Below are 16,318 nucleotides of genomic sequence, written 5' to 3'. Positions count from 1 at the left end.
CCAAAGATACAAAAATACGTTTTTTTTGTCAAGCAACTCTTACACGGCGTTTTGGCCCGATTTTCCGGTACTTATTTTTCAGTAGGCAGACAGCATTTCAATTTTAGTCAAAGGATTTTTTCATATAAAAAAACGGCCCATAGGACCGGTTATTTAAATCTTCGCCTCCGCGATTTTCATCATTTCTGATCTAAGGTAGCCTTAATCTCAAGAACCTCAGATTCAGGAAGCTCCGTAAACTCGATGATTTCTGCTAAAGGCTTGTTTTTCAACAGCATTTTCGTCGCTATTTCGCGAGCCTTTTCTTTAATACCTTTCATCTTAATCCAAGCAAGGTAATCCAGTTCTTCTTCCGTCAAAACCTACCCCTTTGACACCGAATAATCAAGACATTCCCTTATAACATCTGGAGAAAGATTTTTCTTTTGCATATTTTGCTTTATTGCGTTTACCACTTTTTCCTCGATTTTCTTGACAAAATCAGGATGATCTTCAGCAAAAGCCAATTCTTGAGCATATCGATCCCATTTCAAGTGCATAATATACCTGTACCTTTTGAGTTCCTTTTTATTAAATCTAGCTAGTTCGGCAAACGGAAGCAAGCCCTCGAACTTTTCCGTTTTTAGCGCGGGAGGAAGCTCCTTGAGACGGTCCAAATAGCGGAAAATGAACAACCACTTGGCAACCTCCGAATCACTCTTGCGAATCATCCTAGCGACCTTCGGAAGTTCCACAATCGTGAAATTTGCACAGTCAACCAGCTGCTTCGCGGTTTCATAATCGAGAATTCCGGCACGGTGGAGCGGACGATTGTCATCAAATACCCGAAAACGGGCAAACGAAATCACATAAACCGGCTTGACATCGTAATCCCAGTCGGGACCGGGTTCACCCTGTTGCACAATCATCTGGCTTGAATAGAACACCAAGCGCTTCAAGAAATTCGTTTCACGCTGAATCTGCACCTCAATTTCAATAAAATTATCCCGCTCGTCACGACAATGCAAATCAAGAATTGAAGATTTTGACGCCTTACTACCGGAATCATTGAGTTCCGGCTGTTGCGAGGCCACATCCTTAATCTTTTGCGGAATCTGCCCTTCGAGCATATCATTCAGCAGATTCAACAAATTGCGTTTTCCGCGCCTAGTATCAGGAGAAAAAGCCTTCTTGAAAGTCTTGTCGTACAAGAGACTTGCGTAAGGTCCAAATTCACCTTCCTTCACAAAATATTGCGAAAGATCGCTTTCTTCGGCATTATACGAGGCAATATCTTCGTGAAGTTCTTCTTCGCCTAGATTGCTTCGCGTTGCTTGCAATGACGTGGGAGCCGAGTGCAGCAGGAACGCTCGCGCTCCTATTGCCGAGGCGAACCAGTCATGCGCTTTGCGCAATGACGTACAAGGCGAACGATGCGTCAGACCACTTGTGGGCTGACATAGCTGAGCCGTTTGGTCATGCACATCGTGCAATGACGTATGAGCCGAATGAGGCTGAACAATCCAAACTAGCGGTTTATCTCCATGGTAAAAATGCCCGAGTCCAAGTTATTCAAGAACCGGGTCTGCACATTGTTTATTTTGAGAGTCCATTTTATCCTCTGTTTACGTGGGACGAAGTGATTTGAACACGCCCTATTACATTAACACGCATTTAAAGTCCGTTTGTACTAAAAAATTCTGTAAAATTTTCATCAAGCAAAAAAAGTCCGAGAACTGACTGTTCCCGGACTTTTTCCTATTCACAATTTAGATTAAATGACTTAGTCTAACTTAATCTTCTTAAGGACTGCGGAATTAGCGTTCTTGACACGCACAACATAGAGACCGCTCGGAACGCCATTCAAGGAGATGGCGACAGTGCCCCTTGCATCCTTATCGAACGACTTCAAAACGCTACCTGTCACAGAAATCAGGTCAACATGAACTTTTCCGTCAGTTTCAAGCTGGAGCGTTCTGCCCGAAAGCGTCATTTTCGGAGCGTTAGTCACCGCTGTAGGCAAGGCAATCGTACCATTGCTAGAGCTAGATTCCACAGAGCTGGAGCTAGCCGGAACAGAGCTCGAAGAAACCGGGCCCGCAGGAGTTGCAGCGGCAAGATTCGGCATGTTGCCCGAAACGAGCAAACCGTTCAAAAGTTTGAGAGACTGGTTGAAGTAATTTTCATCGCCAAGAGCGACGGCTTCTTTCCAGTATTCGTCAAGCTTAGACTGGTATTTAGCATCCGAAATCAAGGCCGTCATAAGAGAAGTCACAAACGTGCTGTTGTGATCACTGCCGAGACCGCCAGACGAACGATTAACCGGTCCACTCATGCGCGAAGCAGACACTGTAGAAACAAATTCAGCCATTTTCTTGTCGAGAGCGAGAGCTCGTTTGTCACCATGCCAGCAAACGGCCTTGGCGTTACGCCACGGAGCGCGGGAAGCATCGTAGCTGTATTGGTCATCTTCGCTCTTGCCATTTTTGTCAGTCCAGTCATCGATAAGGCCGGTCGTAACTTCTGCAGAGCTAGCTTCATACAACTTCATGTTGGCATCGTAAGCAGTCTTGTTCCAGAAATCGGCATTTTCAGTATCGACCAAGGCAAAAAGCGGCATGTAGGCCGGGTCAAAATAGCCCGGATTCTTGCGGTTGTAACCGGCATCGCCCCACTTGTCGCCCGGCAAATGCAAACCGTTCGATTCGAATTCGAACTTTTTCATGGACTGAATGAGTTTCTTGGCATCTTCCTTGTACTTTTCATCGCCAAACTGGTAGTAAGCCATCACGAGAGCGGCTGCAGCATCGATATCGCCATCGAGAGCGGCACCTTTATCGTAAGCCTGGTTGAGATTACCGACCTTCCACACCATCAGGCCGTTTTCGTTCATCATCTTTTTGTAGAAGTTCCAAATTTTATCGAATTGCGACTGATAGCTCGTCGTGTTGTCGCTAAAGTAGACCATCAAAAGCATGCCGTAACCGACACCTTCCGAGAAGTATTCGTTGGAACCCGGGTTAGAACGCACACCGGCCACATCGCCTTCTTCGTTGTACATGGTCTTGAGCCAATAAGCAAACTGGGACTTCAATTCTTCGGAAGCCTTAGCCTTGTCGCTCAAAAGCGTCGCGTTTCCACCATAATCGGACATCTGCGGAAACGGGAAGTTCACCTTAGCCTGAGCAAGACCAAAAGCAAAGAGGCCTGCAAGACCCAATTTTGCCAAACAATTCATACACAACTCCTATGCCCAAAGGGCCGTTAAATCTATCTAAAAATAAATTATTAGCAACCAAATTTAAATTATTTAACACATACGTTTTAACGATTTGTGCGGTCCATCACGACAAAAAACGGGTCATGATACGCCACGTGCCAATTTTCGGCAGAATCAAGCGTGGCAATCAATTTATCCCAGCGGGCATAATAGCGGAGCGGTAGCACAACGCGGTCCATGTTCTGCAATTCTGCTTCATGGAGGAATACACGCGGAGATTCCGCATACCGCAGGTAATTTTCGAAAAATTCCGCCGTTTTGAGGATAAAACGACCATCGATATACGTAGAATCGGATGGATTCACAAAAGCCAAATAGCCCCCGGCGCGGTCATCATTGAAAAGTCTCCCCGAATGCGGATGCGATTTCATCCATTCTGCAGCAGCGACTGGAACGCGCTGGTACGCCACCATGGAATCATAAGCCAATAGCGATTTCACCCAAAGCCCAAAGAGGAACGCAATGAGGAGCATAGGAAGTAGCGCATAGATAGCCGACCGCTTACCTTCGGCAGAACACAAACGAGCGAAGAATCGCGTTTTCAAGGCGACCGCAAAAAAAACAGGCAAAAAGAGCACAAAATTGCGTTCGGCAATAAGCGCAAGAACCGCCGTTACAACAAGGCAAAAAGGCAGCAAACGGCAATCCAGTATAGCCTCGGTCCGTTCCGTCCTTTGCCAAACCAACCGCCCCGAAGAATAGGGTGATTTTCGAGAATACCACTGGACACACGCCAAAGCGATTCCCGCGAGAACAAGAACAATCATCAGTGCCGATTGCAATACATTCTCCCCCGCCATCAAAAGCGTTATGGGCGAGCGATTTTCAGCAATTTCACTTGCAAAAACGGCAGCAGAAGGAGAAAGCCCTACCAAACGATCAAATAATCCCACCGGATAAATGAACAAGTGCGGACCATCTCGATGCAAGAAGGGCATTACAAGCATAATCGCGACAAAAGCGAGTTGCCCCCAATACCTTTTATAATCCAATTTTTTCCAGCTCCAAACAACCATATTCCACACTTCAAACTCGAACGCGAACACCGTAAATGCAAAAAGCAACCCAAGAATATACAATCCCTGAAATCTGCACCAGAACCATTGAATGGAAAGAATTGCAATCGCAACCGCAGCCATCTTTGCTTTAGCGACGTTTGTTTTTTTATGGCGAAGGTAGTGACTTTTCCCAGCTGTAATAAAAAGCCACGGCAAAATGTTCCAATAAATGCCGAGGAAAATCAGGCTGAAAAGTACCGGTCGGATTTCAAATTGATAACGGAAAATAAAGAGGATTACCGCAAAAATTGCAAAGCAAATAATAGATTGCTTCACCCCTATGGGGTTCGCAATGACGTTGTCTTGACGAGTTCGTACCGAAGGCCACAGGAAGAGTGCAAAAACGAGGCCCCACAGAATCGCCTTAAACGCAACGAGCAACCTCGCACCACCGAGGTTGTACACAAAAGCAACTATTTGCTGAAAATACTCGTGCACATTCACGACAGGCTCACGAACCGGAGTCCATGTAGTCACCCATTCCCGTGCACAAGCCAAATGCCACCAGATATCGGTATCTGTCAGCGGAAACACTGCAAAAAGCGCAACCGCTATAGACACCAATACCAAAAGCAACATCATCTAGCGCCTACTTCGAAGATTTCCCCGAATCAATCGACTTGACAAATTCATTCAAACGTTTCGAGAACTGTATTGCACCATCTTTGTTCAAATGGTCATAGTCGTTTGCCATCGAAGAAGGGTAATCGTGGTCGCCAAACTTATTCTCGTCAAAGACAAAGAAATTCGACTTGGCCTCTGCAAATTCATTGATTTCATCAAGGATTTTCTTAGCATGGCTACGAAGCATACCATGACGTGAATAAGCACCCGTCTTCTTATATTCCGGGCTCACCGGGAATACGACACCGATTACAACGATATTGCGTTCCTTGGCAATGCGTACAAGGTCCTTCAGCTTATCGATATCACCCGTGAAAATTCCCAAGCATTGATCCAAACTATGTTTGGCCAAGCACATGTTATAGTTCGTGTCTACAACATCATTCATGCAAACACTCATCGTATATTTCGAAAGGCACGTATTTTGGTCTTCATCCACAAGGCAATTGGACAAATTCTTATTGAACAAGCAGTTACTCCACGTAGAATCCGGGTCAATAACGACATGTCCGTTTTCATCGGCCCAGCCTCTATTATCCGAAGCCGCATACCAGCCGCGTTCCTTAATAACCGACTGCGCCTCATCTACGGCATTTTCCATGACGAGATCCACAAACGCATTATCGACTCCGTCCGGATAAAATTCATGTTTTTCGTCATATACAAAGCCAAGAGCATCGCCCCTACACAAATTAATATCCATGCGTTTATCAATATTATACCACAAATCAATATCAAGACCCACAGCAACATACTTTACCTTGGAAGCATGATTCACGACATAATTTTCAAAAAGGTAATGGATACAATGCATGTCGCACGGAACGACGCCCATATTCATCGCCGAAACGCTCATTTGTGACGGATCAAAGCCAGCCCACATGTGCGAATTACCAAGACCGATAAATTCTACAGAATCCTTGAGTTTCCAGAACATCGGCATTTTGTGAGAAAGCAAATAGTTTGTCTGGTTCCCAGCCGAAACGTAGACACCGACGCTATCGGCATCCCAATTCGACGATTCCGAAGAATTACCCGTAGAAACCCAGAAACACGGATGCCAAATTTCTTCACCCTCGACAAGTACCGTCACCGTGCTATCCTTGGTATTCACCAAGGCTATTTTTTTGTGGGCGCCATCAGCATTGGTAAGCGTTACGACGGCAACATTTTCGTCATTCAGCACCCATTCACTATGGTCAAACGTATAACCCGACGGTGCAGCAACAGAAGAAACTAGCTTACCATTATTATCGGCAATAAGCAAGCGTTCGTGAGTACGGTACTTTTCACCAACAAACGTGCGACCCGTTTCTCCGCCAAAATCAAGGAACAACGTACGCTTGCTCTTTTTATTCAAAGAAGCATTGCAAGCTTGTTCGCCATTATACCACAAAGTATCTTTTGCATCCGATTTTGCAATCGAGCCCTTAGCAGCCACACGAGCGCGGAGCACGCGAGCACCTGTCACCGTCAACGATTCGTCATCACTAATACCGCCATGGTAAGCGCCATCAAACAATTTTTGCGGTTCGCCAAATTTTCCATTGGCAAACTTCACCTGCCATGTCGAAGCCGATTTAAATACCGATTCGTCTTTGTTGTTACCGGCATCAGTTACATAGACAATCACCGTATCGCCATTTTCGAGAACGCGCCAGCGCGGAATCGCAGCCGATTTTACATCAAGCTTAACAAGATTGGAACCTTCGGCATTTAAGTCACGGACATAAACGCTAGAGGCACCGCTCAGGCCTTCCTCTCTCGTGCAGAAAGCAACGCGTTTTCCGTCCGGAGAAATGTCCGGGTGATAAACATCAATTGTATCCTTGATTTCTACAATTGTCGGCGAGACTCTTCTAAAATCAACAAACACCAAATTCTTGGTATTGTAGTTCCTAAACGCAAGTTTGGACTTTGAAGTTCCAAAAAGCGGCGTGATATTCTGGGAGCTAGCGACAAGGGAAAGATTAGAAGCAACCGCAGAACCCGATGCATCGAGCCAAACCGGATTTTCGATTTTTCCATAAGCCAAGCGGAATCCCAAATAATCCGAGGCGCTCGTTCCCGTCACGGTATAGACGTCGCCACGAGCATACAAGTTTATATCAGAAATCGCGGTTCTGTAATTTCCACCCTTAATAACGCGTTCGCCAAGATTACCGCCATCGGCACCGCCCACGTAATTGGTAATTGACGTATCGCGGAAATTTCCAAGCCAGTCGTTCACCCATTCGGTCACATTACCGAGCATATCGCACAAGCCGTTTTCATCTTTTTTCGTGCAAACTTCGTGCGCCTTAGAACCTGAATTTTCGACATTCCAGCTCTTATAAACATTGAACGACAAACCGGCAGCAAAACCCCATTCTGCTTCGGTCGGCAAACGGAACGCTTCAACATCCGGCTTAAACACAAAGCCATTCAAGAGGTTGCAATGGCCATTTTTGTCAAATTCTGCAGAGGAATACGTATAAGCAGTATCCATTCCAGCGGCTTTGCTTTTGGCATTTGCAAAAAGAACGGCATCGTAATAGGTCACGTTGACCGCAGGCAAAGATTCCTTTTCGCAATCCAACTTGACACCGCCTTTTTTGTCCATCAGCGCATTAAATTCGCCACAAGTAACTTCATGCTTGCCTAACTGGAAATCATAAGTGAACTTGACATCCATTTGCGGGCGTTCATTCGCCTTTGCGGACTTGGAATTTGTCCCCAATTCGGCAACTTTGCCCGAAGAACGGATTAATGCAAAATCTTCTTGCAACGTAACATCCGAACAATTTTCCTGCGAGCTGCAAACGAGCGATGAGCCCATTTCGGTCTGCGTAGGAGAATCGTCCGAACAAGAAAGTAAGAAAGAACCAACTAAAAAAGATGTACCGACAAAGACTGCTTTTTTCATTCCTAAAAAATACAAATTTATATAGGCAAAAGCAAATTATTTCATCGTCTGTAAAAGCGAATCCAAGCGTAATGTTACCTTACTTGCGCCCTGAATACTAAGATGGTCCGTATTCAAAGCACATTCATCGCCATAGTCATGATATCCGTTTTTATTTTCATCCAACAAGCGGAAATGCGGATATTCGCTTTGGTACCTGTTCAGAGAATCCAAAACAGCCATCGCTTTAGAACGGCGCGGACCATAACGGCCCCAAGCACCGGTTTCACGATACCCAGGATTCTGCGGGAACACAACGCCGACAACCTTAACACCCAAAGGGGCCGTCTTGATTATAAAGTTTTTGATGCGTTCCAAATTCCACTTAATCTTTGCATCGCCCGTAGCGCCACCCCAGCTAGAATCGAATTCGACCGTAGCAGGGCCCCAGGCAACGCCGTTATCACTGAAAAAACCTCGAGTCGGTTCATAAATCGTTCTTGCAATTTCTGAATACTGGGACGATTCTTCCACAGCATCCAAGAACCAATCCGGAATACCCGACACCCAGAAACCGTGGTTTGCATCATACACAAAGCCCGGCGTATTCGCCATCAAAATTTCTGTATATTCCGACGAATTGTGCCAAAGATCTAAATCAATAGAAACCACAATAAATTTCAATTTCGACAAATGATTCAGCCCATAATTTTCGGCAACATACAGGGATGCGTTCATATCGTTACCCGAATGGCCCGTATTCAGTGCAAAACCCGAAGTAAGAGCCGTTACCATAAGGCTGTTTTCGGTTCTAGAACTCCCTACACACAAGATTTCAATATCGTCTTTATACTTCCAAAGCATCGACATTTTATAGCCAAGCGATACGTGCGCCCAGTCCTGTCCATCCTTAAAGTAGACACCGGCGCTATCAAGGTCGATAACGATATCGTCCCCCACATTCATTCCTTTTTTCACCCACAAGCTCGGATGCCACAATTCATCACCTTCCACAAGGTCAATGACACTATCATCCAGCAAATTAACCATAACGATTTTCGGATGGGCACCATTCACATTCGTAAGCGTTGCAACAGCCATATTACCAATTCCATAAGCCCATTCGCTATGATCAAATGTAAAGCCGCTCGGAGCCCCCACAGAGTGAACCAGGTTTCCGGTAGAATCGGCAACCAACAAACGTTCATGCGTTATGTAACTTGTACCCGCAAAAGTTTGCCCCGTGACACCGCCAAAATCAAGGAACAATGTCCGCTTACTGCTATCTTTCGCAAGCGAAGCATTGCAAGCCTGTTCACCGCCATACCAGACTACATTCGTTCCAATCGCAGGTGATTGCCCATTCAGTGCAATATGCGCGCGCAAAAGTCGAGCACCTGTTACAGCAAGCGTATTATCTTCGCTGATTCCGCCATGGAAAGCGCCATCCATTAGCTTTTCCGGCATGCCGAACTGACCATTTGCAAATTTCACCTGCCATGTCGAATTTGTCATAAACACAGCATCATCCTTATTATTACCGACATCCGTTACATAAACAATAACAGTATCGCCATTGGGAAGAACGCGCCAGCGAGGAATTGCCGCACTCGGCACATTTAATTTCACAAGGTTCGAACCTTTCGCATTCAAATCGCGGACATAAACTTCTGATGTTCCTGCAATACCTTCAATTTTTGTACAGAACGCCACACGTTTTCCATCCGGCGAAATTTCGGGATGGTACATTTCAAGCGTATCTTCAATTTCGATGACAGAAGGGACCGCGCTAGAAAAATCGATATAGGCCAAATTTCCAGTAACATCATTGCGGAATGCAAGTTTTGCCTTGGATGTACCAATCAAGGAACGCAAAAGCGAAGCATTTGCAAGCGCGGTAATTCTACTCGAGGCCGCATTACCATTAGAGCCCATCCATACAGGATTCGGAATTTCACCAAAAGCAAGACGGAAACCGACGTAATCAGCTCGTGTCGCCGAAGTCACGGTATAAACATCGCCGCGATTGTACGAATTAATGGTTTTCAGGGAATTACGGAAGCATCCGCCTTTGACAACTCGAAGTCCCAAGGTACCGCCATCAGGAGCGCCAACATAATTCGTCAAAACGGTATCACGGAAATTTCCATTCCAATCATTCACCCACTCCATTGCATTTCCAATCATATCACAAACTCTTGCCGTATTATTCGTTCGGGAACAGACTTCATGGAGTTGGTAATCCGAATTTTCAGCAACCCAGCCTTCCGCCGTATTCCAGTTTGCGCCAGCAACTAGCACCCATTCAGCTTCGGTCGGCAAACGGTAAGCTTTCTTTTCGGGGTGGAAAACAAAGCCTTCCAAATTGGTGCAATGATTTTCTGCATCGAATTGCGCATTGGCATAAGTGTAGGCCGTATCGAATCCTTCGGACTTGCTGCGTTCATTTGCAAAAAGCACCGCATCGTAGTAAGTCAAATCCGTCGCAGGATTTTTCCCATAAAGGCATTTCAAGGTAAGGCCAATTGCGGGCTTCATCAAAGCATTAAATTCATCACAACGGACTTCATAACGGCCTATCGAAAAATCGTAGTCCAATTCGACCCTCATTTGCGGGCGTTCATTCGATTTTGCGGAAGCATCATTCGTTCCCAAGCGAACAGCACCCTTACTTGAAATGCGCAACATTCCAGATAGGGAATCTACCGCAATATTTACATCCGGCCCATCTTGCCAAGATGCATGATTGGATTCAGTACATGCGCATAAAAACGCAATTAAAAGAATAAGAAAACATCTCATACTTGCTCCCCTTGCTAAAATATTTACTTATCTAATTTTAATTCAGACAATAATGAATCTAGCCTTCTTGTAAATTGTTTTGCGCCCAACGTACTCAAATGATCGACGTTATACGCCATTTCATCCGTGTAATCGTGCGCGCCAAATTTATTTTCATCAAACAAAATGACATCCATTGCCTTTACAGAATCAATAATGTCCATGGCATAGCTGCGTTTGGGGCCATAAACGCCAAACGACCCAGTTTCGGCGTAGCCCGGATGTTGCGGATATACAGTCACAACAACCTTTATTCCCAATGTACGTGCAACCTTGATGACATACTTAAAGTACAGGTAATTTTCTTCAAAGACCGGTGAATTCTTTGGCGAATCCGTAGAATCCTTCAGGAATACAGGGAATCCCCAACTATTATCCGGCAGCAAGAAGTCTTCTAGCGTATAGGGATGTTGGAGTGCCGTTTCAGGACGCGGAGTCACCTTCACGGCATCGACAAAATGTTCCGGCAAACCGTTGACCCAGAATTCATGATTTTCATCGTACTTGAATCCAGGCACTTTATTGTAAATAACATTGATCCAAGTCGAAAAACCATCATACCACAAGAAGTCTGGAGACATTTCAAGAACGAGAACTTTTAAATTCTTGAGATGGTTCAATACATAATGGATAAACAGGTAAGACATTCCTGTCATCTGCCCTGCAGAATAAGCCATATTCAACATGTGATGCGACTTGATGCTTTTGTCATGCAAGGCAAACATTGTACGCGAAGAACCAAGAGCAACAGCGGTAATGCTATCACGTTCTTCCCAGAAACGCTGCATTTTCACACGAAGTTCCAAGGCACTGTAATAAGCGCTCGACAAATAATAAACGCCAGCACTATCTGTATCAAGTTCTTCGCTGCTGTAATTGTTTTTGGAATGCCACAAGCACGGATGCCAAAGTTCTTCGCCCTCGACAAGCGTTTTTACAGAATTGTCAGACAAGTTAATCAACACAATCTTTTCATGAGCGCCACTCGCATTTGCAAGTGTCGCGACAACATAGTTTGTACCGCCCAAGACCCATTCCGTATGATCAAACGTATAGCCTTTCGGGGCAGCAACACTCTGAATAAGGTTGCCCTTTACATCGGCAACGAGGAGACGTTCATGTGTGCGATAAGACTGACCGACAAATTCAGCACCCGTCTTGCCGCCAAAATCGAGAAACACGGTTCTATCGCTACCATCGTTTGCAAGAGACACATTGCAAGCCTGTTCGCCGCCATACCAAACCGTATCAATTCCATTGAACACAGTCTTTCCTCTCGGGGCAACACGCGCACGCAAAAGCCTAGCACCAGAAACCGCAATTTGCTTTGTCAAACTCACGCCACCGTGATAGGCTCCATCAAACAGCTTTTGGGGCTTTCCGAATTTTCCATTATTGAACGGGACCTTCCAAGTGCTCATTGTTGCAAAAGTGGCATCATCCTTATTATTTGCAGCACTCGACACATAAACGATTGCCGTATCGCCATTTTCTAAAAGAGTCCAACGCGGAATGGCCGCATTTTCAACTTCCAACTTGACCAAGTCAGAACCTTTAGCATCAAGGTTTCGCACATATACACTCGACGGTCCATTCATGCCTTCGACGCCCGTGCTGTAAGCAACGCGTTTTCCATCCGGTGAAACATCCGGGTGGTAAGCTTTCTGCGTATCGTCAATTTCGACAACAGAAATAACACCACTTCCAAAATCAATAAAGGACAAGTTACTTGCAAGGTCATTACGGAACACAAGTTTCGATTCAAATGTTCCCGTAATTCGCTTCATTTCAAAAATAGCCACTTGCGATTTTACAACGGATTCCTTAACAGAGCCGTTTTCATCGAGCCAAGTCGGATTGGGAATTGCTCCCAATGCAAGTCTAAAGCCGAGATAATCGCCCTTTGTCGAAGATATGACCGTATAAACATCGCCACGGCTATACAAGTTCGTCACAGACGGTTCGTTCCTATAACTTCCACCTTTCACGACACGTTCACCAAGGCTACCTTCATCGGCTCCACCGACAAAATTCGTTACAGGTTCCTTCTTAAAATACGTGAGCCAGTCATTGACCCATTCCAGGACATTCCCCGCCATGTCATAAACGCCAATTTCATTTGCAGGAGATGTACCCACGTCGTGGAACTTGTATTCAGAATTGATGCTATTCCAACCCTTTTCAGGATTCCAGCCTTGACTTGCCACATAAACCCATTCGGCTTCGGTCGGCAAGCGGTATCCCTTTACATTTTCATGGAATACTAGGCCCGTTAAGTTGTCACAACTACCCGAGGCGTCAAAAGAGGCACTGGTGTACGTATAAACGGTATCGAGTAAATCCTGTTTGCTTTTGGCATTGGCATAAAGAACCGCATCGTAGAATGTTACATTCGTTATCGGGCTTTTATCGCCATACAAGCCTTCGCACTTGGCAGCAGCATCCTTACGCAAGGCATTATATTCACCGCAAGTGACTTCGTGTTCACCAATGTAAAAGTCATACGTAAAAAATGATTCCATCTGAGGCATATCGCTCTGACGGGCTCCACTCACATCTGTTCCCAAGAATGTGGATTGCCCATGAGCATCGACAAAGACAAAACCTTTGATTGGCACAATATTTTTTTCAGGTTCATCGTTCACAGGAGAACCACTGTTATCGCTACATGCGCTTAACAGTGCAAAAATGAACATGAAAAAACTAAAGTACCTCATTTTTTATTCTCCCAGGACAACAACAGGTTATTCAGCCGAGAAGTCAACATGACACTACCGCCATAGCACAAATGGTCTTCATCTACAGCCATTAAGTTCGTGTAATCATGTTCACCCATTTTATTTTCATCCATCACAACAAAATTCGGGTATTCTTTATTCAGCGATTCGAGTTCGCTAATCAACTTTTTTGCAGAACTGCGGCGTAAACCATAGCGGCCAAACGCGCCCGTTTTCGCATAGCCCGGGCTCTGCGGGAATATAAGGCCCACAACACGGATATTTTTCTTTGCAGCAGCCTTGATAATGGATACAAGAGCAGCCTTGCTATCGTCAATCAAATTCCTATGTTCATCGAGATAGCTGCTATCCTGTTCAATTTCAGGTTCATCACGCCACGAATGGCAAATCGCATTCGCATAGCGGCCACGATCTTTCATGTAATGGCTTTCATCCGACGAGCCCACAGCGCTTTCGGTATATTCCAACAAGCCTTCCGGATAGCCATCGCTCCAGTAATCATGATTTGCATCATAGATATAGCCTGGATAATTCAAGAAATCCGTATAGAAGAAGTTATCACCATCGGGGCCATCTACTTTATGCCAAAAATCAATATCAAGCGAAACAACAATATACTTGAGATTCTTCATGTGCTTCAAAATATAGCGGTCCAGGAAATCTCGGGACATGTAAATGGAATTGGGCGTTTGTCCAAAATTCACGGCAAAGAATCGCTTGTCAAACAGCGAAGGCGTTACGCCAAACATCGGTCGAGACGAGCCCAAGATAACCACGTTCGCAGAATCGCGATACTTCCAAAGAAGATTCATCTTGTAGCGCATGATAACAGATTCCCACTTGTCCGAAGGGCGCAAATAAACGCCTGCACTATCAGGATCAAGTTTACTCTTTTCGGGAACATAAACCTTTTGGCTCCAGACACTCGGGTGCCAAAGTTCATCGCCCTCCACCAAATCAGTCACGATTCCATCGCCCACATTTATAAGGACCACTTTTGCATGGGCACCATTGGCATTCGTAAGCGTTGCGACGATAAAGCCGCCATTAGGCTCCGGACTTGTATAATTCAAAACCCATTCCGCATGGTCAAAGCTATAGCCAACCGGAGCGGCAATCGCCTTAATCAGTTTACCAGTGCTATCGGCAATCAACAAACGCTCATGAGTTCCATAACTTTCCCCCACAAAATCGGCACCGGTCTTACCGCCAAAATCGAGGAACGAGACGCGCTTGGTTCCATCATTGGCAAGCGACACATTGCAAGCCTGTTCCCCGTTATACCACACCGTATCGCGGCCATTCGCAAGCGTTCCATTTGCACCAGCAATACGCGCACGCAGCAACCGCGCGCCCGTCACAGCAAGTTTATTATCGCCAGAAATCCCGCCATGGTACGCGCCATCAAAAAGTTTTTGCGGAGTTCCGAAACGACCATTGGCATACTTCACCTGCCAAGTACTCTTCGACTTGAACGATGATTCATCCTTATTGTTTCCGGCATCGGACACATAGACAATCACCGTATCGCCATTTTCAAGCACTCGCCAACGCGGGATAGAAACATTCCCTTTCACATTGACTTTCAAAGGCTTTGCATAAACTGTCGAAAGCGCACGGATATAAGCCTCCGATTTTCCCGAAACGCCTTCCATTCCCGTGCAGAACACGACAAGCCTTCCATCCGGAGAAATATCGGGATGGTAAGAATCAATCGTATCAGAAATTTCAGTAACCGAAAGCGTGCCGTTAACGTAATCAACAAAAGCCAAGTTTCCAGTCACATCATTACGAAACACGAGCTTTGAGCGATACGTTCCCAGATTATCCTTGATAAGTGTTGCACTTGCCATCGGGATGATTCGGCTATCACGTGCCTTGCCGTCGCGCCCCATCCACACCGCATTCGCAATTTTTCCAAACGCAATACGGAAACCCAAGTACTCCGACTTTGCAGCCGACGTCACGATATAAACATCACCGCGATTGTAGAGTTTTATTGCCGACGGTTCATTGCGGTAGCTCCCGCCCTTAATAACACGTTCGCCAAGAACGCCGCCATCAGGGCCACCCACGTAATTCGTAATCGTCGTATCCTTGAAATAGCCAAGCCAATCAGAAACCCATTCCTTTACGTTTCCGCCCATATCGCAGAAATCTCCACGAAGGCGTGGGTACGAGCATACTTTTTGCGGTTCAAACCCAGAATTCTGGGCATTCCATTCACCGGAGGGGTTCCAGTCACGATCGGCAGCCATCAACCATTCCGCTTCGGTCGGCAAACGATAAGCATCCACTTCGGGATGAAAAACAAGCCCTTCCATTGAGATACAATTTCCGTTGGCATCAAAAGCAGTCGAGGAGTAAGTGTAAGCGGTATCGTAGCCTTCGCGCTTGCTACGTTCGTTCGAAAACAGCACAGCATCGTAATAGGTCACTTTTGTCACAGGCAACAAATCTGAATTCTCGCCATTGCAACGTTCATCAAAAGTAGTCCCCATAATAGACTTAAACTCGGCACAAGTAACCTCGTGCATGCCCATGGAAAAATCATAATTCAAAGCAGCACGCAACTGCGGGCGTTCACTCGCCTTTGCAGCCGAAGCATACGTGCCCAAATACGAAAGCGTTCCGCCGCTCGAATTTCTGACCTTCGAGGCTTTGATAACAATCAATCCGTCATGGACATTATCATTTTCTACAGGAGCATTGAGCCAAACGTGATCACCATAAAAAGTGTCACAACCAGCAAGAACGAGCAAAAACGGTACTAAAAAAAGTACCTTTTCAAGGAAAAAAGGATGTGCAAAATACTTAGACATTTTCTCCTTAAAAATAGCTTTTTAGGCTAACCCAAACCACTCGTTCTCTAGCCGTTTTCCCCTTAAAAACAGCCTTTCATCAATTAAAATAA

General features: G+C 45.5%; 8 protein-coding genes. All 8 read right to left on the bottom strand.

Going from position 1 to position 16,318, the window contains the following annotated elements; all coding sequences use genetic code 11:
- Positions 1–179: 179 nt before the first annotated feature.
- The 8 genes from BUA34_RS02245 to BUA34_RS02205 all read right to left on the bottom strand — a co-directional run bounded on the left by BUA34_RS02245 (position 180) and on the right by BUA34_RS02205 (position 16,226).
- Positions 180–359, bottom strand: coding sequence for a hypothetical protein (locus BUA34_RS02245; protein ID WP_072827098.1), 180 nt, complete (start codon positions 357–359; stop codon positions 180–182).
- A 3-nt stretch (positions 360–362) separates the two neighbouring features.
- The gene (locus BUA34_RS02240; protein WP_175545408.1) at positions 363–1,319 is read right to left on the bottom strand and encodes an Rpn family recombination-promoting nuclease/putative transposase; all 957 of its coding nucleotides are present in this window, start codon (positions 1,317–1,319) and stop codon (positions 363–365) included.
- 443 nt (positions 1,320–1,762) lie between these two features.
- Positions 1,763–3,217, bottom strand: a complete 1,455-nt coding sequence (locus tag BUA34_RS02230; protein WP_072827096.1) for a glycosyl hydrolase family 8 — start codon at positions 3,215–3,217, stop codon at positions 1,763–1,765.
- Between the two features lie 86 nt (positions 3,218–3,303).
- Positions 3,304–4,899 (bottom strand): hypothetical protein, encoded by a 1,596-nt coding sequence (locus tag BUA34_RS02225; protein WP_072827095.1) that lies wholly within the window; start codon positions 4,897–4,899, stop codon positions 3,304–3,306.
- A 7-nt stretch (positions 4,900–4,906) separates the two neighbouring features.
- The gene (locus BUA34_RS02220) at positions 4,907–7,846 is read right to left on the bottom strand and encodes a TIGR02171 family lipoprotein (protein ID WP_072827094.1); all 2,940 of its coding nucleotides are present in this window, start codon (positions 7,844–7,846) and stop codon (positions 4,907–4,909) included.
- Positions 7,847–7,882: 36 nt separating this feature from the next.
- The gene (locus BUA34_RS02215; protein WP_072827093.1) at positions 7,883–10,627 is read right to left on the bottom strand and encodes a TIGR02171 family lipoprotein; all 2,745 of its coding nucleotides are present in this window, start codon (positions 10,625–10,627) and stop codon (positions 7,883–7,885) included.
- A gap of 23 nt (positions 10,628–10,650) precedes the next feature.
- A complete protein-coding gene (locus tag BUA34_RS02210) occupies positions 10,651–13,383 on the bottom strand; it encodes a TIGR02171 family lipoprotein (protein WP_072827092.1) in 2,733 nt (910 codons plus the stop codon).
- On the bottom strand, positions 13,380–16,226 hold the full coding sequence (locus tag BUA34_RS02205; RefSeq protein ID WP_072827091.1) for a TIGR02171 family lipoprotein: 2,847 nt from the start codon (positions 16,224–16,226) through the stop codon (positions 13,380–13,382). Before BUA34_RS02205 ends, BUA34_RS02210 begins: the two co-directional genes overlap by 4 nt.
- Positions 16,227–16,318 lie beyond the last annotated feature (92 nt).

Source organism: Fibrobacter sp. UWB12 (assembly GCF_900142485.1).
GTDB lineage: Bacteria > Fibrobacterota > Fibrobacteria > Fibrobacterales > Fibrobacteraceae > Fibrobacter.
The sequence above is the reverse complement of the archived record's forward strand: the minus strand, read 5'-3'. Positions and strand labels throughout refer to the sequence as shown.

Coding starts and splice junctions, on each gene's coding strand:
- BUA34_RS02230 (WP_072827096.1), bottom strand. CDS start 3,217: ATGAATTGTTTGGCAAAATTGGGTCTTGCAGGCCTCTTTGCTTTTGGT.
- BUA34_RS02225 (WP_072827095.1), bottom strand. CDS start 4,899: ATGATGTTGCTTTTGGTATTGGTGTCTATAGCGGTTGCGCTTTTTGCA.
- BUA34_RS02220 (WP_072827094.1), bottom strand. CDS start 7,846: ATGAAAAAAGCAGTCTTTGTCGGTACATCTTTTTTAGTTGGTTCTTTC.
- BUA34_RS02215 (WP_072827093.1), bottom strand. CDS start 10,627: ATGAGATGTTTTCTTATTCTTTTAATTGCGTTTTTATGCGCATGTACT.
- BUA34_RS02210 (WP_072827092.1), bottom strand. CDS start 13,383: ATGAGGTACTTTAGTTTTTTCATGTTCATTTTTGCACTGTTAAGCGCA.
- BUA34_RS02205 (WP_072827091.1), bottom strand. CDS start 16,226: ATGTCTAAGTATTTTGCACATCCTTTTTTCCTTGAAAAGGTACTTTTT.